18 protein-coding genes are annotated in these 18,174 nt (G+C 67.0%); 7 read left to right on the top strand and 11 right to left on the bottom strand.

What is annotated here, in order from left to right; translation table 11 throughout:
- Window positions 1-75 precede the first annotated feature (75 nt).
- From dut to ubiE, 3 genes are read right to left on the bottom strand one after another with little or no spacing between them, the layout of a single operon-like run.
- On the bottom strand, window positions 76-528 hold the full coding sequence (gene dut / locus ACZ46S_RS05000) for a dUTP diphosphatase (RefSeq protein WP_464063603.1): 453 nt from the start codon (window positions 526-528) through the stop codon (window positions 76-78).
- Complete coding sequence (gene coaBC / locus ACZ46S_RS04995) at window positions 525-1,706, bottom strand: bifunctional phosphopantothenoylcysteine decarboxylase/phosphopantothenate--cysteine ligase CoaBC (protein WP_464063602.1); 1,182 nt, start codon at window positions 1,704-1,706, stop codon at window positions 525-527. The genes dut and coaBC overlap by 4 nt, the downstream gene beginning before the upstream one ends.
- Window positions 1,703-2,455, bottom strand: a complete 753-nt coding sequence (gene ubiE, locus ACZ46S_RS04990) for a bifunctional demethylmenaquinone methyltransferase/2-methoxy-6-polyprenyl-1,4-benzoquinol methylase UbiE (RefSeq protein WP_464063601.1) — start codon at window positions 2,453-2,455, stop codon at window positions 1,703-1,705. The genes coaBC and ubiE overlap by 4 nt, the downstream gene beginning before the upstream one ends.
- Window positions 2,456-2,481: 26 nt before the next feature.
- On the opposite strand from ubiE, the gene mutM reads away from it, so the two are divergent.
- Window positions 2,482-3,309, top strand: a complete 828-nt coding sequence (gene mutM, locus ACZ46S_RS04985; RefSeq protein WP_464063600.1) for a bifunctional DNA-formamidopyrimidine glycosylase/DNA-(apurinic or apyrimidinic site) lyase — start codon at window positions 2,482-2,484, stop codon at window positions 3,307-3,309.
- 98 nt (window positions 3,310-3,407) lie between these two features.
- Here mutM and ACZ46S_RS04980 read toward each other — a convergent pair whose 3' ends face one another.
- The 3 genes from ACZ46S_RS04980 to ACZ46S_RS04970 all read right to left on the bottom strand — a co-directional run bounded on the left by ACZ46S_RS04980 (window position 3,408) and on the right by ACZ46S_RS04970 (window position 7,893).
- The gene (locus ACZ46S_RS04980) at window positions 3,408-4,481 is read right to left on the bottom strand and encodes a GGDEF domain-containing protein (RefSeq protein WP_464063599.1); all 1,074 of its coding nucleotides are present in this window, start codon (window positions 4,479-4,481) and stop codon (window positions 3,408-3,410) included.
- Window positions 4,482-4,576: 95 nt separating this feature from the next.
- Window positions 4,577-5,044 carry a thioredoxin-dependent thiol peroxidase gene (bcp, locus tag ACZ46S_RS04975; protein ID WP_464064259.1) on the bottom strand — a complete coding sequence of 156 codons (468 nt, stop codon included), beginning with the start codon at window positions 5,042-5,044 and terminating at the stop codon, window positions 4,577-4,579.
- 2 nt (window positions 5,045-5,046) lie between these two features.
- Window positions 5,047-7,893, bottom strand: coding sequence for a bifunctional [glutamine synthetase] adenylyltransferase/[glutamine synthetase]-adenylyl-L-tyrosine phosphorylase (locus ACZ46S_RS04970; RefSeq protein WP_464063598.1), 2,847 nt, complete (start codon window positions 7,891-7,893; stop codon window positions 5,047-5,049).
- Between the two features lie 17 nt (window positions 7,894-7,910).
- Here ACZ46S_RS04970 and ACZ46S_RS04965 point away from each other — a divergent pair, with 17 nt between their 5' ends.
- Window positions 7,911-10,637, top strand: a complete 2,727-nt coding sequence (locus tag ACZ46S_RS04965; RefSeq protein WP_464063597.1) for a YhdP family protein — start codon at window positions 7,911-7,913, stop codon at window positions 10,635-10,637.
- Between the two features lie 2 nt (window positions 10,638-10,639).
- On the opposite strand, the gene ACZ46S_RS04960 is transcribed toward ACZ46S_RS04965, so the two are convergent.
- Window positions 10,640-11,188 carry a nucleotide exchange factor GrpE gene (locus tag ACZ46S_RS04960; protein WP_464063596.1) on the bottom strand — a complete coding sequence of 183 codons (549 nt, stop codon included), beginning with the start codon at window positions 11,186-11,188 and terminating at the stop codon, window positions 10,640-10,642.
- A gap of 85 nt (window positions 11,189-11,273) precedes the next feature.
- Window positions 11,274-11,864 carry a biliverdin-producing heme oxygenase gene (locus ACZ46S_RS04955; RefSeq protein ID WP_464063595.1) on the bottom strand — a complete coding sequence of 197 codons (591 nt, stop codon included), beginning with the start codon at window positions 11,862-11,864 and terminating at the stop codon, window positions 11,274-11,276.
- Window positions 11,865-12,014: 150 nt separating this feature from the next.
- On the opposite strand from ACZ46S_RS04955, the gene ACZ46S_RS04950 reads away from it, so the two are divergent.
- Window positions 12,015-12,683 carry a DsbA family oxidoreductase gene (locus ACZ46S_RS04950; RefSeq protein WP_295738268.1) on the top strand — a complete coding sequence of 223 codons (669 nt, stop codon included), beginning with the start codon at window positions 12,015-12,017 and terminating at the stop codon, window positions 12,681-12,683.
- Between the two features lie 133 nt (window positions 12,684-12,816).
- Window positions 12,817-13,767: a lipid A deacylase LpxR family protein gene (locus ACZ46S_RS04945; protein ID WP_464063594.1), complete on the top strand. Its 951-nt coding sequence runs from the start codon at window positions 12,817-12,819 to the stop codon at window positions 13,765-13,767.
- A 122-nt stretch (window positions 13,768-13,889) separates the two neighbouring features.
- On the opposite strand, the gene mntR is transcribed toward ACZ46S_RS04945, so the two are convergent.
- Window positions 13,890-14,327, bottom strand: coding sequence for a manganese-binding transcriptional regulator MntR (gene mntR, locus ACZ46S_RS04940; protein ID WP_295738275.1), 438 nt, complete (start codon window positions 14,325-14,327; stop codon window positions 13,890-13,892).
- A 206-nt stretch (window positions 14,328-14,533) separates the two neighbouring features.
- On the opposite strand from mntR, the gene hfq reads away from it, so the two are divergent.
- From hfq to ACZ46S_RS04925, 3 genes are read left to right on the top strand one after another with little or no spacing between them, the layout of a single operon-like run.
- On the top strand, window positions 14,534-14,875 hold the full coding sequence (gene hfq, locus ACZ46S_RS04935; protein WP_295738277.1) for an RNA chaperone Hfq: 342 nt from the start codon (window positions 14,534-14,536) through the stop codon (window positions 14,873-14,875).
- A gap of 16 nt (window positions 14,876-14,891) precedes the next feature.
- Window positions 14,892-16,172, top strand: a complete 1,281-nt coding sequence (gene hflX, locus ACZ46S_RS04930; RefSeq protein ID WP_295738280.1) for a GTPase HflX — start codon at window positions 14,892-14,894, stop codon at window positions 16,170-16,172.
- Window positions 16,169-16,987 carry an inositol monophosphatase family protein gene (locus ACZ46S_RS04925; protein ID WP_464063593.1) on the top strand — a complete coding sequence of 273 codons (819 nt, stop codon included), beginning with the start codon at window positions 16,169-16,171 and terminating at the stop codon, window positions 16,985-16,987. The genes hflX and ACZ46S_RS04925 overlap by 4 nt, the downstream gene beginning before the upstream one ends.
- Window positions 16,988-17,000: 13 nt before the next feature.
- Here the strand turns inward: ACZ46S_RS04925 and ACZ46S_RS04920 are convergent, their stop codons facing one another.
- A complete protein-coding gene (locus tag ACZ46S_RS04920; protein ID WP_295738286.1) occupies window positions 17,001-17,669 on the bottom strand; it encodes a DUF1345 domain-containing protein in 669 nt (222 codons plus the stop codon).
- 25 nt (window positions 17,670-17,694) lie between these two features.
- A complete protein-coding gene (locus ACZ46S_RS04915; protein WP_295738288.1) occupies window positions 17,695-18,021 on the bottom strand; it encodes a cupin domain-containing protein in 327 nt (108 codons plus the stop codon).
- Between the last annotated feature and the right edge of the window lie 153 nt (window positions 18,022-18,174).

The raw sequence follows: 18,174 nt of genomic DNA, 5'->3' as shown, positions 1-18,174 counted from the left end.
CCCCCGACGTGTTTTCGACCCTTTTTTGCAAAAAAGGGCCGAGCCCCAAAAAACTTTTTCAACTTTATCTTGGGGTTATTTGGTTCCTGTCGAGCCAAACCCGCCAGTGCCGCGGGCGGTTTCGTCCAGCTCCGCCACCTCGTTCCAGCTCGCGCGCACCACCGGCGCCAGCACCGCCTGGGCGATGCGCATGCCGCGCGTCACCTCAAAGGCGGCATCGCCCATGTTCAGCACAATGACACCGACTTCGCCGCGATAATCCTCGTCGATGGTGCCGGGGCTGTTGGGCAAGGTGATGCCGTTCTTCAAAGCCAGGCCCGAGCGTGGGCGGATCTGCAGCTCATAGCCGGGCGGCAGCGCGATGCAGAAGCCGGTGGGGATCAAGGCGCGCCCGCCCGGCGGAATACTCACCGGCGCGCTTACCGCCGCCAGCAGATCCATGCCCGCCGCCCCCTTGGTGGCGTAGGCGGGCAGCTCCAGCCCCTCGCCATGGGCGAGGCGCTTGATGGTCACGGTCACGGCATTCATTCGAAATAGGCTCCAATCTTCGCGGCGAGTTTTTCGGCGACCGCCTGTTTGTTCATCCTGGCCCAGGGCTCGGCGCCATCCGCGGTCAGCAGCAGCACCTCATTCTCATCCCCGCCCATGATGCCGGTGCCGCCGACATTATTCGCCACCAGCCAGTCGCAGCCTTTGCGGGCGCGCTTGGCGGCGGCATGTTCGGCCAGCATCTCCGTCTCCGCCGCGAAGCCGACGACGAGCTGCGGGCGGGTGGGCGAGGGGGCGCAGAGCCCGGCCAGAATATCCGGGTTTTCGGTGAGGCTGAGGGCGCCCGCCCCCGAGCCGTCCTTTTTCAGCTTTTGCGTGGCCTCGCTCACCGGCCGCCAATCGCCGACGGCGGCGGCACACACGGCGATGTCGGCGGGCAAGGCAGCCTGCACCGCCGCCTGCATCTGCCGGGCAGTTTCCACCTTCACCAGCTCCACCCCGAACGGGTCCGGCAACGCGACCGGGCCGGAAATCAGCGTCACCCGCGCCCCCAATGCCGCCAGCGCGGCGGCGATGGCATGGCCCTGCTTGCCCGAGGAGCGGTTGGCGATATAGCGCACCGGGTCGATCGGCTCATGGGTCGGGCCGGAGGTGACGATGGCGTGCTTGCCTTTGAGCGGCCCGTCATGCAACGCGGCGAGGATGCCGGCCAAAATCATCGGCGGCTCGGCCAGACGGCCAGGGCCATATTCGCCGCAGGCCATCGGGCCCTCATCGGGCTCCACCACCAGCACGCCGCGCGCCTTCAGCGTCGCGATATTGGCTTCGGTGGCCGGGTGCTGCCACATGCGCACATTCATCGCCGGGGCGACGAGCACGCGCTTATCGGTGGCGAGCAGCAGCGTGCTGGCCAGATCATCCGCCAGCCCGGCGGTCATTTTGGCGAGGATGTCCGCGCTGGCGGGGGCGACCACCACCAGATCGGCGGCGCGGGAAAGCTCGATATGGCCCATCTCGCTGTCATCGGTCAGCGAGAACAGATCCTGATAGATTTTTGATCCCGTCAGCGCCTGCAAGGAGAGGGGCGTCACGAACTCCGCCCCGGCCTTGGTCAGCACCGCCGTCACGCCCAGCCCGGCTTTGGTCGCCAGCCTTACCAGCTCCAGCGCCTTATAGGCGGCAATGCCGCCGGAGACGATGAGCAGGATGCGTTTCACAGCTTCCAGCCGGCATGGATGGCGGCGATGCCGCCGGAGAGATTGCGGTAGGTCACACGCTCAAACCCGGCCGCCTCGAACATGCGCTTCAGCTCCTCCTGCTTGGGGAACATGCGGATGCTCTCGGCCAAGTACTGGTAGCTGGCGCTATCCTTGGCGATGATGCCGCCGATTTTCGGCAGCGCCTGGAAGGACCAGGCATCATAGAGCCTCTCCAGCCCGGCGATCTGCAGCTGGGAAAATTCCAGCACCATGAAGCGCCCGCCCGGCCGCAACAGGCGCTGCGCCTCGGCGATCACCTTGTCCTTGTTGGTGCAGTTGCGCAGGCCAAAGGCCATGGAGATGCGATCAAAGCTCGCATCCGGCAAGGGAATCGCCTCGGCATCGGTCACCAGGAACTCGATATCGGCCAGATGGCCATTGGCGGTGGCGCGGTCCCGCCCGACATTGAGCATCGACTCGTTGATATCGGACATCACCACCGGGCCGCCGCCGCGCTTGAGCCAGCCGAAGGTAATGTCCCCGGTGCCGGCCGCCAGATCCAGCAGCTTGTGATAGGGGCGCGGGTCCAGGGCGGTGAGGAATTCGCGCTTCCAGAGCCGGTGGATGCCAAGCGACATCAGATCGTTCATGATATCGTATTTTCCAGCCACGGAATCGAACACTTCGCGCACCAGCGTGCTCTTCTCCTCGCGGGGGACGGAGCGGAAACCGAAATCGGCGATGTCGTCGGCATTGTTCTGGGTCATGAGCGCCTATATAGCCTCGTTTTGCCATGCCGGAACTCCCCGAGGTCGAAACCGTGATGCGCGGTCTGGACGGTCATCTGACAGGTCAGCGCATTTCCCACGCCATTCTGCGCCGCGCCGATATACGTTGGCCGGTGCCGCCAGAGCTGCCGCGCCTGCTCACCGGATCGGTCGTGCTGGGCTTCCGGCGGCGGGGCAAGTTCATGCTGATGCGGCTGGATAATGGCTGGTCGGTGCTGATCCATCTCGGCATGTCCGGCCGGATGCTGCTGGACAGGCAGGAGGCGCTGCATGAGCATCTGACGCTGGAGACCGAAGCGGGCGGGCGCGTCGGCTTTGTCGATCCGCGCCGTTTCGGGGCGCTGGATCTGGTGCGCACAATGGAGGAGGACAGCCACAGGCTGCTGGCCGGGATGGGGCCGGAGCCTTTGGGCAATGAATTCTCCGGCGCCTATCTGGCGGGGCTGGCCAAGGGCCGCGGCGCGCCGATCAAGGCGTTTCTGCTGGACCAGAAAGTGGTTGCCGGCATCGGCAATATCTATGCCAGCGAGGCGCTGTTCCGCGCCGGTATCGCCCCCACCCGCGCGGCGGGCAAAATCTCCCGGCCGCGTATGGATAAGCTGGCCGAGCAGGTGCGGGCGACGCTGATCGAGGCGATTGCGGCCGGCGGCTCATCCTTGCGCGATTATGTGCAGCCGAGCGGCGAGCTGGGCTATTTCCAGCATGGCTGGAAGGTCTATGGCCGCGCCGGCGAGCCCTGCGAGCACTGCCCCGGCCCGCCGGCCTGCGGCGGGATCAGCCAGATCACCCAATCCGGCCGTTCCACCTTCTACTGCGCCAAAACCCAGCGCTAGAGCAATATGCGTTGAAGGTGACGCGCCCGCGTCACCCTCAACGCATGAAATTGCTCGCCAAAACCAAAGCTAGTGCCTCAAGCTGGAAGCTTGTGGCGCTAAAGCCGGGCCGAGCCTGACGGGTCGCCCGGGTTGAGCTTGCCGATCAGCACCCGGTTTCGCCCCGCCGCCTTGGCGCGGTAGAGCCCGTTATCCGCGGCCATCGTCAAGGCCTGCGCGCCGGAGGCGGGGTCCAGCCGGGAGACGCCGATGGAGATGGTCAGCCGGCCATAGGTGAAGCCGGTGCCGGCGATGGTGGCGCGCAGCCGCTCGGCCACCACCAGCGCATCCGCCAGATTGGTGGCGGGCAGCAGCACCGCGAATTCCTCCCCGCCATAGCGCGCCAGGAAATCATAGGGCCGCAGACCTGCCTGCAAGGTGCGCGCCACCTCCTGCAAGGTGGTGTCCCCGGCCTGGTGGCCGAACTCGTCATTCACCGCCTTGAAATGGTCGATATCCAGCAGCAACAGGCAAAGCGGATCCCCGGTGCGCCCGGCGCGGGCGATTTCCATGTCCAGCCGTTTATCGAGCGCGCGGCGGTTGGGGGTGGCGGTGAGAAAATCCGTGACCGCCTGTTGCGCCAGCCAGCCATTGGCCTGCGACAGACCCAGCAAGGTGCGGCGCAGCTCCAGCTGCTCCAGGATTTGCGCCGCCAGCAGCTTCAGCGCCCGGCTTTGCCGGGGATGCAGTTTCAGCGGCTGCCTATCGGCCAGCAGGATGGCGCCCAGCACCTCGCCATCCGGCGCGCAAAGCGGCATCGCCGCCTGCAGGTTCAGCTTCATCGGCGCGAAGAGCTGCGCGGCCCCGTCCACCGCCAAGCCGGTCAGGATTTCGCCTGGCTGGTGCAGCGAAATATCGTAGAGCGGGGTGGCGGGGGGCTGCAGCCGGCAACCCGCGCCGCGCCGCGCCCAGCGCCCTTTGATCCATTGATCCTCGGCGGTGAAAAAACAGATCAGCGCCGCCGCGCACTCACCGATATAGCCGGCCAGGCAGGCCAGCTCGTCAAACGCCGGATCGGGCGTGCCGTCGCTCAAGCCATATTGCGCCAGACGCGTGGCGCGGGGATCCAGCCGTGCCGGGGCGCTGTCCCGCAGCTCAGGCGGCTGGCGGATCTGCGTTGTCGCTACCATCATTCCACAACCTTGTTTGTTGCGAAATCAGGATGGGTTGCGAGATTGAATGAATGGTAAATTTCCGCGTTCGATACGCGGAAATTTACCATTTTTGGTTATTTCAGCGCCTGAACCGCCGCCAGAACAGCCTCGGCATGCCCGTCCACCTTCACCTTCGGCCAGATTTTGGCGATTTTGCCCGCCGAATCGACCAGCACGGTCGAGCGTTCGATGCCCATATATGTTTTGCCGTACATGGATTTCTCCTGCCAGGCGCCATAGGCCTCGATCACGCTGCCCTCCGGGTCCGAGGCGAGGGGGAATTCCAGATGATATTTGGCGGCGAATTTCTCCAGCGCCTTCATGCTGTCCTTGGAGATTCCGATGATGGTCACGCCGAGCCTGGAGAAATCCGGCAGCCCGCTCTGGAAGGCGCAGGCCTCCTTGGTGCAGCCGGGCGTGTCGGCGCGGGGATAGAAATAGAGCAGGAAGGGCTGGCCCTTCAGCGCGTCGCGCGAAACGCTGCGGCCATTGGTGGCGGGCAGGGTGAAATCCGGCGCGTCTTGGCCTTCGCTCAGGCTCATCATCAGGCTCCTTCGGTGATTGTCTGGGTGAAAATCTGGTGCGCCTGGGCGGCGGCGTCGCGCATGCCCGCTTGCAGGGCGGTGAGATCGGCAAAGCCGGTGGCGCGCAGCAGCGGTTCCAGCATGGCGCCGGGCGGGGCGGCGGCGCTCAGCGGCAGGCCGGTGATGCGGTTGATGCCCTGGATCGTCCGCCACAGCCGGTCCGCCGCGATCAGCGCCTCCGCGTCGCTCTGCCGCAGCAGCCCGGCGGCGGCCAGCCCTTTCAGCGCCGCCTCGGTATTGGGCTGAAACAAAGCCGGCTCGCTGCCGCCATGGATCAGCTGCAGCGCCTGGGCGATGAAGCCGACCTCCATCATCCCGCCGGGAATGGCCCGCACATCGAAGGGACCGCGCGGCTTCATCTCGGCGGCCAGCCGCGCCTGCATGGCGGCGGTGTCGGCCAGGATGCGCGCGCGCGGCTCCGGCCGGCAGAGCGCGCCCAGCACCGCCTCGCGCACCGTGGCGGCGAAGCCCGGCGTGGCGGCCATCACCCGCGCCCGGGTGAGGGCCAGGCGCTCCCAGGTCCAGCTCTCCTTGGCGTGATAGCTGCGGAAAGCGGCCAGCGAGACCGCCACCGGCCCGGCATTGCCCGAGGGGCGCAGCCGCATATCGACATGATAGACCGGCCCGCCCGGCCCCTGCGCCGTCAGTGCCGCCACAAAGGCCTGGGAGAGGCGCGAGAACCATTGCGTCGGCGGGATCGCCATCGGGGCGTGGTCGTAGATCAGCATCAGATCGAGATCCGAGCCCGCCAGCATCTCGCCGGCGCCGGCCTTGCCCAGCGCCAGCACCGCCACCTTGGCGCCGCGCGGGGCGGGCTGGCGCTGCTTCTGCGCGGCGATGACCAAGGGCAGCAGCTGCGAGAGCGCGGCCTCGGCCAAAGCGCTGCGGGTGCGCCCGGCCTCGTTGGCGTCCAGCCGTCCTTCCAGCGTCGCCACCGAGAGATGGAATTCCTCCTGCCGCACGAAGCGCCGCGTGGCGGCGGCGGCCTGTTCGAGATCCTCCGCCTCGGCCAGCAGCCGGCGCAGCACCGGGCGCGGGGCGGCAAAGCGGGCTTCCGGGGCGAGCAGCCCATCCAGCGCCTGCGGGTCCTCTGTGAGGTAATCCGAGAGCGCCGGGGCGGCGCCGAGCACCGCCGCCAGGCGCTTGAGCAGGCCGGGATTGCGGGTGAACAGCGAGAGCAGCTGCACCCCGGCGCGCTGGCGGCTGATCAGCGTGTCGAACTGGGCGAAGGCCTTGTCCGGCTCGGGCTGCGCGCCCAGCGCGGCCAGCAGCGGGGCGATAAGCCCATCCAGCAGCTCACGCGCCCGCGGCGAGCGCAAGGCCGGCATGCTCCCCGAGCCCCAGTCGCGCAGCCTGGCGGCGATATGCTTGATGTCCTTGAAGCCCAGCGCCTCCAGCCGGGCGGTGAAGGCGGCGGCCGGGGCGCCCTCGGGGCCGGGATGCAGCCCCTCCTGCAGGGCCTGGGTGCCGGCATCGAAGAAATCCAGAAAATGCGCATGCACCCGGGCGAGCAGTTTCGGGAAACTCTGTTTGAAGCGCGGGGACGCCAGGAAGATGCAGAACGCCTCCAGCCCGGCCTCGCTGGCGGGCAGCTCATGGGTCTGGCGATCCGCCACCATCTGCAGCCGGTGTTCGACCCGCCGCAGCTCCCGGTAATCCGCCGCCAGCTGCTTGGCCGCGCGCTCCGGCAGATGTCCGGCCCGGGCCATGGCGGGCAGCGCCTCCAAGGTCGCCGGGATGCGCAAGGCCGGGTCCTGCCCGCCCCAGACCAGGCCCAGAGTCTGCACGATGAACTCGATCTCGCGGATGCCGCCCTGGCCCAGTTTCACATCGAAGCCGCGCAAGCCCTCGGCCGGGTGCTGCGCGTCGATCTGGCGCTTCATCTCGTGAATATCCGAGATCGCCGCGAAATCCAGATATTTGCGCCAGATGAAGGGGCGGATGGCGGCGAGAAATTGCTGCCCCAGCGCCAGATCGCCCGCCACCGGCCGGGCTTTGGAGAAGGCGGCGCGCTCCCAGGTGCGGCCGTGGCTCTCATAATAGGACAGCGCGGTGGCCAGGGCGACGACCGGTGGTGTCGCCCCCGGGTCGGGCCGCAGCCGCAGATCGACCCGGAAGACATAGCCCTCGGCATCGCGCGCCGCGAGCAAAGCGGTGAGGTCGCGCGCCAGCCGCGCCATCATCGGCTGCGAGTCCTCGCCATAGACCGGGCTTTCCGGATCGTAGAGCAGCACCAGATCGATATCGGAGGAGTAATTCAGCTCCCGCGCGCCGAGCTTGCCCAGCGCCAGCGCGACGAAGCCGCTTCCCTGGTCCGGCGCCGCCGGGTCGGGCAGGGCGATCTCTTCCGCCGCGTGCAGCTCATATAAAAGATGCCGGATGGCGGCGCGCAAGGCGGTCTCGGCGAGGTCCGAGAGCGCCGCGGTCACCTGCTCCAACGCCCAGAGCCCGCCCAGATCCGCCACCGCGATGGCCAGCGCCATCTGCCGCTTGGCCCGGCGCAGCGCCCCGCTGAGCTGGGCGCGGGGCAGATCCGGCGGCAGCGCCGCCAGCCCGGCCAGCAGCGCCTTGGCCTGCGGGGTGGGGCCGGCTTCCAGGCAGGCGCAGAGTGTGGCGGATTCACGGCAGGCGAGATCGGCCAGGAAGGGCGCGTTGCCGCCCAGCGCCGCGAGCAGCGCCGCCCCCGAGTCGCTCTGCGCCAGCTTCGCCTCGCGCGGGCCCAGCGCCGCGAAATCCGCGCGCAGCCGCGCCGCCGCTGCCGGATCGGCCGGTTTGGGGAAGGATGGCTTGTGAAGATCGCCGGGCATCTGGCAAGCAGAACAGGATGAAGTTCCGCAGAGGTCAAGCGGCCTGGATTATCATAGAGGCGATCCACCAGCTCGGCCGCATCGTCGCGCTGGCTGTGCTGCTGGCGCTGGCCTTGTTCGGGCTGCTGGGGTTTCGGCTGGCGCAGGGGCCGTTGGAGATTCCGCAGATCGCCTCGCGCATCGCCACCCGGCTTTCCGGTGAAGGGGTTGAGGTGCGCATCGGCACCGCCGAGCTGGCCTGGGCGGGCTATCACAAAGGCGGCGCGGTGCCGCTGGTGCTGCGTCTGGCCGACATCAAGGTGGGCAGCGATTCAGGCGGGGCGCTGGCGGATATTCCCGCGGCCGATCTGACTCTGCCGGTGGCGGATCTGTTCGGCGGGCGCGACCCGATCGCGCTGAACGGCGCCGGCGCCACCTTCCCCGGCGGCAATGTCCCGGTCTCCTGGCATGCGGATCTCTGGCCGGGGCGTGGCTTCACCCTCTCCCACGGTGCCGTGCATGTGCGCATCGGCGCCGGGCGGATCGGCGCCGGGGTGAATAGGGTGGCGCTGAGCAGTGCCAGCTTCACCCTGGCGGTGTTGCCGGATGGCGCGGTGCAGGTGAGCGATGGCGTGGCCCAGCTCGCCCCGCAGGGCCAGAGCGCGCCGCGCCTGCGCTTTACCTTCCGCGCGCATCGCGACGGGCTCTGGCTCGGCCGGCTCGATGTGGCGCTGGACAGCGTGCAGGCCCAGGATCTGGCGGCGTACTGGCCGCCCATCGCCGCCCCGGATGCGCGGGTCTGGGTGCTGCGCAACATCACTGCCGGCACCGCCCATGACGCGCAATTCAGCATCGACATGGCCGCCCATGGCGATCTCTCGCATTTCAAAATCGAGAACGTGCAGGGCGGGTTTCAGGCCAGCGATCTGACCCTGCATTTCCTGCCCGGCGCGGTGCCGCTGGAGCATCTGGACGGTGTGTTCACCATGCCGGGGATGGACACCATCGTCATCGATGCCGGGGGCGGGGCGGCCGGCGGGGTCGGGCTGCAGAGCGGCAGCATGGTGATCACGGATCTCACGGCCAAGGACCAGTTCGGCTTGCTCAATCTGAATCTCGCCGGGCCGGTGCAGAATGTGCTTGGCATTCTGGGCGCCAAGCCGCTCAGCCTGCTCGCCCACACCCCGCCGGAAATCAAGGGCGCCACCGGCACGTTGCAAGGCACGCTGGCGGCGATGATCCCGCTGGCGAAGACTGTCGCCGCGCGGGATGTGCAGATCAATGTCGCCACCCAGCTCAGCGACGTGAAGATGGCCACCCCCATCCCCGGCATCTTCTTTACCGACGGCGCGGTGAGGATCACGACCGACGGTGAGAGCCTGCGGGCGGACGCCACCGCGCAGCTGGCCGGCGCCCCGGCCAGCCTGACTCTGACCCAGGATGTCTCCAGGCCCGACGGGGCGGAGACGCTGGATCTGCAGGGCGAGGCCGGGCCCGCCCTCTGGCACGCTTTCGGGCTGGATACGCCGAGCGGCTTCAGCTCCGCCACGCAGGGGCGCGCGCCGTTCCGCTTCAGCCTCAGCGGCCCGGCGGATGGCACCCAGGAGGCGGCGCTGGAGGCCGACCTTACCCGCATCGGTCTGGCTTTGCCCTTGCTCGGCTGGGCCAAGCAGCCGGGCGGGGCGGGGCGGCTGGCGGCGCGCTTCAGCCTGGAGAATGGTGATCTCGGCGCGATTCAGGATTTTATGATGGAAGCGCCGGGGCTGTTCGTGCGCGGCCACAGCCAGGGGCGGGTGTTCACGCTGACCCAGGCGGAGATCGGCCGCTCGCAGGCGCAAGGCAGCGTGACCGCGCCCGCCCGCCCCGGCCAGCCCTGGCAAATCGAGGCCAGCGGCGAGACGCTCGATCTGCGCCATGGCGCGCAGACGCGGACACCGCCGGATCAGCCCGCCCCGGCCCTGCCGCCGAAACCAGCACCCTCCGGCCCGCTCTGGCAGGCCAGGCTCGCCTTCCAGCATCTCTACATCACCAAGCCGCCGGCGCCGGGTTTGCGGAATGTCAGCCTCACCGCCAGCGGCCAGGGGCGGGATCTCTCGCAGGTCAGCGCCAGTGCCGATGGGGTGAGCGCTCAGATCACCCCGCTCGCCGGTCCGCGCCGCGCTTTGGCCCTACAGGGCCAGGATGCCGGCGCGCTGCTGCGGGTACTGGGGGTGTATGACGGCATGCAGGGCGGCGCGCTGGATTTGCAGGCGCAATTCGGCGGCGGCCCGGCGCAGGGCACGCTGAAGCTGGCCAAGGCCCGGCTGGTGAATGCGCCGGGTTTCATCAAGCTGATGCAGGCGGCGACCTTGTATGGAGTGGCGGAGGCGATGTCCGGCCCGGGGCTGTTGATCGACCATGCGACCATTCCCTTCACCCTGGATGACGGGGTGCTGCGGCTGAACGGGGCGGATGCCTACTCGGAATCGCTGGGCTTCACCGCCAGCGGCAGCGTGGACAGCAATACCGGCATTTGCGATCTGCAGACGACGATCGTGCCCGCCTACGCGCTCAACGCGCTGCCGGGGAAAATCCCGGTTCTGGGGCATCTATTCTCGGCGGAGAAAGGCGGCGGCTTGTTCGCCATCCGGGCCCATGTGCAGGGGAAGATGAGCGACCCGCAAATTCATGTGAACCCGCTCTCCGCGCTCACACCGGGATTTCTGCGCGGGCTGTTCGGATTGGGGGGTGGGGCGCCGCCGGCCGCGAAGCCGGCGGCGCCGTGAATTCAGGCCTGGGCGGGCGCCTTGGAGACCACGACCATCGCCGGGCGCAGCAGGCGGCCATTCAGCAGCCAGGTCTGGCTCCAAGCCTGCAGCACGGTGCCGGCCGGGTGGTCCGCGCTTTCCTGCTCGGCCATCGCCTGGTGCAGATTGGCGTCGAACGCGGCGCCGGTCGGGTCGGTGCGGGTGATGCCGTTGCGCTCCAGAATCCCGGTGAAGGCGCGCTCGATGCCCTCGAAGCCGTCACGCATCTTGGTGATCAGCTCCGGCTCGTCATCGGTCTTCTTCGGCAGGCTGTCGATGCCGCGCTTCAAATTCTCCGCCGCCTCGACCACGTCGCGGGCGAATTTCTGCACGGCATAGAGCCGCGCATCCTCGACCTCGCGCTTGGTGCGGGCGCGCAGATTGGCCATTTCCGCCTCGGCGCGCAGCCATTTGTCGCGCATCTCCGAAAGCTCCTGCTCCAGCTGCGCGATGCGCTGATCAGGGGCTTCCAGCAGCGCCTCGTCCTGCGGGGCGGCATCCTCATGCATGATCTTGTCTTCTTCGCTCATGGCCCGGAATTAGGGGATTCTCGGCGCGCAAACAAGGAGGGCGCACGTTGCCGGGCGCATCTTCATTGCCGCCTGGCCGCGCCGCTCAGGCGGGATCGCGCGGGCCTTGTTGGGGCTGCGAAAGGTCCGGCATCGCGGCGGTGAAACGGGCAAACGCCGCCAATGCTCCGGCCTGGCACTCCTGCTCCTCGGCCGGGCTGAAATTCTGGGCGTTCAGCGCCGCGACAAAGCCGCGCCAATGCCGGGCGCGCTGCGCCTGCAGGGCCAGATGCCGGGCGCCGTGCGCGGCATCGAACCCCAGTGCCTGGGCCCAGCCGCGCAGCTGCAAAGCGCCGAGATTGGAGCCCTGCAGCACATAAAGACAGCCCCAGCCGCCGCCGCGCGAAAAGCCCATGGGCGGCGCGGCGCCGAGCGGCGCGGTGCCGAGATCCGCGAGGTCCGCCTCCAGCGACGTTGTCAACTCATATGCATCGGCCGGGAGCAGGCGCAGCGGCGCCAGCGCTGCTTCCAACGCGCGGCGGGCCTGCTGGGTGATCTGCAGATAACGCGCATAAAGCGCAGGCGTGGCGAAAAAGCCGGCGCCGCGCATCGCCTCGTCCAGCCTGGCATGTGCGGGCGCGGTCAAGGCGCTGAGCGCGGCGCGCCGGTCCCGCGGCGCTTCGGATGCTATAACCATATCTGGATGATATGGGGGGGCGGGCCGTGCGCCAATCCGCAATGTCATGTCTTGCCGCCTGTCCGCTCTGGTCCTTGTCGCGCGCATCCTCTCGGGCGGGGCGGCCATTCCCTCTCGTCTTGGCCGCGAAATCGGCGTATGAGACGAGAAATGAATAGTCTGGCGCCATTGCCCGCACGGCTGGTGATCGAAATCGTTTTCGATTTCGTCTGTCCCTGGTGTTATCTTGGCGTGAAGCGTCTGACCTATCTGCTGGCCCGCCGGCCGGAGCTCGATGTCACCCTCAACTGGCGGCCCTTCCTGCTCAACCCTGACATGCCGCGCGGCGGCATGTCCCGCGCGGATTACATGATCCGCAAATTCGGCGCCGAGGACCGGGCGCGCCGGCTCTATGCCTCGATCGCCGAGCTCGGCGCGGCGGAGGGGATTGCGTTCAATTTCCCCGCCATCCGCCGTACCCCCAACAGCGTGGACGCGCATCGGCTGGTGCGCGAGGCGGCGCGGGTCGGTGCCGCGGATGCGCTGGTGGCGCGGATTTTCGCGGCGCATTTCGTCGAGGGGCTGGATATTGGCCAGCATGAGGTGCTGAGCGCGCTGGCGGTACAGGCCGGGATGAGCGCGCGCCAGGTGCGGCTGTTCCTGGAATCCGGCGAGGGCACGGAATATGTGCACGCGGAAAACCTGCACGCGCACCGGCTCGGCATCAACGGCGTGCCCTGTTTCATGCTGGATGGCGAACATGCCATCGCCGGGGCACAGGAGAGCGAGGTGCTGGAACGGCTGATCGACCTCGCCCTTTGCACCGCCCGGGAGCGTTGACAGGGTTTCCTTTTTTCACGGCTGCGCTACAGCTTGTAACAGGCTCTAGGTGCCGCCTCAGGAAAAAGGTCCGCGAAACGTGAAAAGATCTGTGATTGCGTCTTCTGCCATCGCGTTGGGCGCGGCGGCTTGGTTGAGTTACGCGCCCCAGGCGCATGCGGATATTCCGCCCGCTGACCCGCACAGCATCGTCACCATCCAGCTGGAAAACGACGCCGCCTCCATCCCCGGCACGGATGAGCTTTATACCTCAGGCGAGCGTCTGGGATATGTCGGCCCCACCGGCGCGGTGCCCGGCTTTCTCTCCAATCTCGGCCAAGGCGTGTTCGGCCAGGGCAGCCAGCGCCTGGAGATCGATCTGCAGCAGGTCATCTTCACCCCGACCGACACCCAGCTCTACAACCCCAACCCTCATGACCGCCCCTATGCCGGGCAGCTTTCGGCGAAGCTGACGCTGATCCAGGACACGACGACCACCCGCTCGATGCTGGGCGCCGCCATCGGCATCGTCGGCCCGGCCTCGCTGGCGCAGACCGTGCAGAACGGCTTCCACAGCATCATCGGCGATACCACCAACAAAGGCTGGCACTACCAGCTGCATGACGAGCCGACTCTGGATTTTTCAGCCGGGCGGATCTGGCGGATGGATCTGGCGAATGTTGGCGGCATCGGCGTGCAAATGCTGCCGCAACTTACCGCGCAGGTCGGCAATACCGAGATCTATGCCCAGACCGGCGGCATCCTGCGCTTCGGCCAGGGGCTGGATTCGGATTTCGGTCCGGCGCTGATCGGCCCGCAGCTCTCCGGCACCGATGCCTATACGCCCACGCGCCCCTTTGTCTGGTACGTGTTCGGCGGCGCGCTGGGGCGCTTCGTGGCGCATGACATGCTGGTCCAGGGCAATGATTTCCGCTCCAGCCGCGGCGTCGGGCTGACCCATTTGCAGGGCGATCTCGAAGTGGGGCTGGCGGTGATCTATCGCGGCGTGCGGCTTTCGGCGGTGGAGACGTTCGAGACGCCGGAATTCCACGGCTCGGCGCCGGCCTTCCAATATGGGTCGATCGCGGTGTCGACCAGGTTCTAAAAGTTTTTGGGGGGCGGCCCTTTTTTCAAAAAGGGCCGCAAAACATTGGGGGTTTTGACGACGTCGGTGCCAAGGCCCCAGGCGTTTTCGCCGCTTTTTGAAAAAAGCGGCACCAAAAACTTTTATTTACTTAAGAATCTCCGAAACGCCGCCAGAGTCGCCGGGGAGATATGATGCTCGATGCCCTCGGCATCCTCCTCCGCCGCCTCGCGCGGCACCCCCAGCGCCAGCAGCAACGCCACCACCAGCTGATGCCGCTCCCGGCTGCGCGCCGCCAGCCTTCGGCCCTCCGGCGTCAACAGCACGCCGCGATAGGGCAGGGAGGTCGCCAGCCCCTCGCGCTTCAACCTGCCGATGGTCTTGATCACGCTCGCATGGGAAATGCCCAGCCGCCGGGCGATATCCGTCGGCCGCGCCGGGGCGCCGCCGCTCTGCAGATCATCGATCAGCTCGGCATAATCCTCCAGCGTCGCGCTCGACTGCGCGGCCCTGGTCTTGCCGAAGCGTCTGGCCTGGGTCGGCTCGGCGGGAAGGTTCGGGTTTTTGCCGTCAGCTTCCATCTTAGGGCGTTGCTCCAGTCTGACGCATGCTTTGCGGGAAAACCCCCATGCTGGCAAGTTGGGGCTCATGGCGGTTGCCGCGTTGCACAAATCCGCTATATTCAGACACCATGCGGACGCGCCACGCCTTCGCAGGTTTAAACTTTTTGTTGTGGATTCAATCACTCGTCCGATAAAGTGGGCGACAAAAATAAAGGGATGCCATCGTGGCGAACGAAAAATCTCAGAATGTGCAGGATGTGTTCCTCAATCACGTCCGCAAGAGCAAGACGCCGGTCACTGTGTTCCTCGTCAATGGTGTGAAGCTGCAGGGCGTGATCACCTGGTTTGACAATTTCTCCGTGCTGCTGCGCCGTGATGGCCATACCCAGCTGGTCTATAAGCACGCGATCAGCACGGTGATGCCGGGCGCGCCGATCATGCTGTTCGATGCCGGCCGCGCCGAAGGCGCCGCCCCGGCCCCTGGCGAAGGCGCGCCGGCCAGCGCCAGCACGCTGCGGCTGAGCCGCAACCCCGAGCCGCAATACGACCCCGAGTCCGAAGGCTGATCCTCCGGATATCGTGATGCAAGAGACCGCGCCCCCGCCAAGCCGGGCGGCGATTTTGCTGCCCTGGGACCGGCAGGCGGCCTTCGCCGCCGGTCAGATCCGCTCCGCCGAGGCGCGCCTCGCGGAAGCGGTTGGGCTGGCCGCCTCCATCGGGCTGGTGATCGTGCATGAGCAGATCTTCCAGCTCCGCTCGCTCACCCCGGCCACCCTGCTCGGCAAGGGCCAGGTCGAGCAGGCCGCCACCGCCCTGCGCGGGGCGCAGGTGGATGTGGCGGTGGTGGATGCCGCCCTTACCCCCGTGCAGCAACGCAACCTTGAAAAGGCCTTCGGCACCAAGGTCATCGACCGGACCGGGCTGATCCTGGATATTTTCGGCGCCCGTGCGCGCACCCGTGAAGGCGCGTTGCAGGTGGAGCTGGCGCATCTGGAGTATCAGCGCTCGCGCCTGGTGCGCTCCTGGACCCATCTTGAGCGCCAGCGCGGCGGCTTCGGCTTCCTCGGCGGTCCTGGTGAGACGCAGATCGAGGCGGATCGCCGTCTGATCGGCGACCGTATCGTCAAGCTGAAAGCCGAGCTGGAGGATGTGCGCCGCACCCGCGGCCTGCATCGCGGTGCGCGCAGAAAAGTGCCGTACCCCGTGGTGGCGCTGGTCGGCTACACCAATGCCGGCAAATCCACCCTCTTCAACGCCCTCACCGGGGCGAGCGTGATGGCCGAGGACCAGCTCTTCGCGACATTGGACCCGACCATGCGCGGGCTGGTGCTGCCGTCGGGCCGCAACATCATTCTGTCGGACACTGTGGGCTTCATCTCCGAACTGCCGACCGAACTGGTCGCCGCCTTCCGCGCCACGCTGGAAGAGGTGGCGGAGGCGGATCTGCTGCTGCATGTGCGCGACATTTCCCATCCCGACACCGAGGCCCAGGCCCGCGATGTGCGCGCTGTGCTCACCCGAATGGCCAAGGAAGGCACGCTGGACGAGGACTGGCCCGCCCATACGCTGGAGGTGCTGAACAAGGCCGACGCGCTGGGCGGCATCGCCAATGTCGTGCAGGGCGAGGGGATCGCCGTCTCCGCCCTCACCGGCGAGGGGCTGGACCGGCTGCTGGAGGCCATCGATGCCCGGCTGGCCGCGGCCGAGCAACTGCTGGAGCTGCAGGTGCCGGTTGCGGATGGCGCGCGTCTGGCCTGGCTCTATCGCCATGGCGAGGTGGTGGCGCGTGAGGATGACGAGCACCATGTGACATTGCAGGTGCGGCTTTCCGCCGTCGATAAAGCGAGGTTCGAAGCATTATGAAGCCAGCCGAGGTCCAATCCGTCATCGATCTGCTGCGGCATGTGGCGCGAACGGAAATCCTCCCCCGCTTCAAGAGGCTCTCCGCCGAGGATGTCCGCACCAAGACCGGCCCGCTGGACCCGGTGACAATCGCCGATGAGGCGGCGGAACGGGCGCTTAAGGCAGGGTTGAACGCGCTGTTACCGGGCGATGACGTGATCGGCGAAGAAGCCGTTTCCTCCGGCGCCGCCTCGCTGGAACGGCTGGCGCAGCCCGGACGGGTCTGGATTCTCGATCCGATCGACGGCACCGCGAATTTCGCCGCCGAGCTGCCTTTGTTCGGGGTGATGGCGGCGTTGGTGGAGGCGGATGAGATCCTCGCCGGCTTCATTTTCGATCCGTTCGGCGATGATTGCGCGGTGGCGCTGAAAGGCGAGGGGGCCTATTTGATCGCCGCCGATGGCACCCGCCGCAAATTGCAGGTGGCGGACCCGGTGCCGGTGGAGCAGATGGTCGGCTCGATGTCCTGGCGCTTCATGCCCGAGCCTCTGCGCAGCCACGTGCTGCACCGGCTGGACCGGCTGGCGGCGGTGACGGATTATCGCTGCGCCGCGCATCAATATCGCATGCTCTCGGGCGGGCATTGTCATGTGCAGATGTTCCGCAAGCTGATGCCCTGGGACCATGCGGCCGGGGTGCTGCTGCACCGCGAGGCCGGCGGCCATGCGCGGCATTTCGACGGTTCGCCCTATCGCCCATCGCAAATCGATGGCGGCCTGCTGCTGGCCCCTGACGAGGCCAGCTGGGATGAGCTGGCGAAGGCGCTGCTTCGATAAATAAAACGCCCCCTCAAAGCAGCGACGCGGCGATATTCACCGACAGCGCCAAAATCACCGTATTGAACAGAAACCCGATCAGCCCCTGCAAGGTCGCCAGCCGGCGCAGCTTCTTTGAGGTGATGTCGCAGTCAGAGACCTGAAACGTCATCCCCAGCACGAAGGAGAAATACACGAAATCCAGATAATCCGGCGTCTCGTCCTGGGGGAAATCGATCCCGCCATCCACGCTCTTCGCGCCCAGATCGTAGGAATAATATTCATGCGCATAGCGATAGGCGAAGGTGAGGTGGGTCACCGCCCAGGAGAGGGCCAGCGTCAGCACCACAAAGGCCAGATACGCCCCTGTGAAATGCGCCTTCTGGCTGGCGGCATGGGAGAACAGCACCAGCGATGAAAAACTCATCACCGCCCCCAGCAGCGTCAGGGTGAAGACCGTCCATTCCCCCTCCTGATGGGTTTTCGCATCGGCGCTGATGTCACGGTCCTCACTGCGGAAGAACATCACCAGCGTGAAGACGATATAAAGCAGGCTGCCCAGATCCCAGCCCGCCACCGCCCGCACCGCCGGGTGAAATGCCCCCAGCGCCTGCAACACCCCCCAGACCAGCAGGCCGGACCCGTAGCAAAGGCTGAAAAAGGGCCGGACGCGCAGGATCCGGTACAGGTTGAAGCGGTTCATGAACGAGGATTAGAGCGCGGCCGCATCATTTTTCCAGGGCGGCGAGGGCGGGTGACAGCATCTTCACCTCGATCTCGATGAACGCCATCGGCGCATCGCCGCCATTGCGCACATCGTGCTGCACGCCGGGGTCGCGCGCATAGGCATCGCCGGCCTTGCGGATGAAACGGTGCACGGTCTCGCCGTCATGCACCTCCTGCACCGCGTCGGTCAGCATCACCACGTAATAAGGCCAGCCATGGCTGTGCCAGCCTGTCACCGCCCCTGGCTCGAAATCCCAGCGTGTGATGCGCAGCTGCGCATCGTCCTGTTGCACGGTTGAGGTGGCGGGAAGGGTGCAGGCGAAGGCCATGGAAACCTCTCAGGCTAGGGGTATGCCAGCTGTAACACGCCCCAAGCGCTTGAAAAGGCGCGGATGCGGCGAAAAGCGTCATAATCCACGCGCAAGCGGGGTTGCCAAATGCCCCGCTCTGGCTCAAAAGCCGGGCGAACAGCGCGGCCTGAC

This window comes from Acidocella aluminiidurans (assembly GCF_055383125.1).
This window is presented reverse-complemented; position numbering and strand designations above follow the sequence as displayed.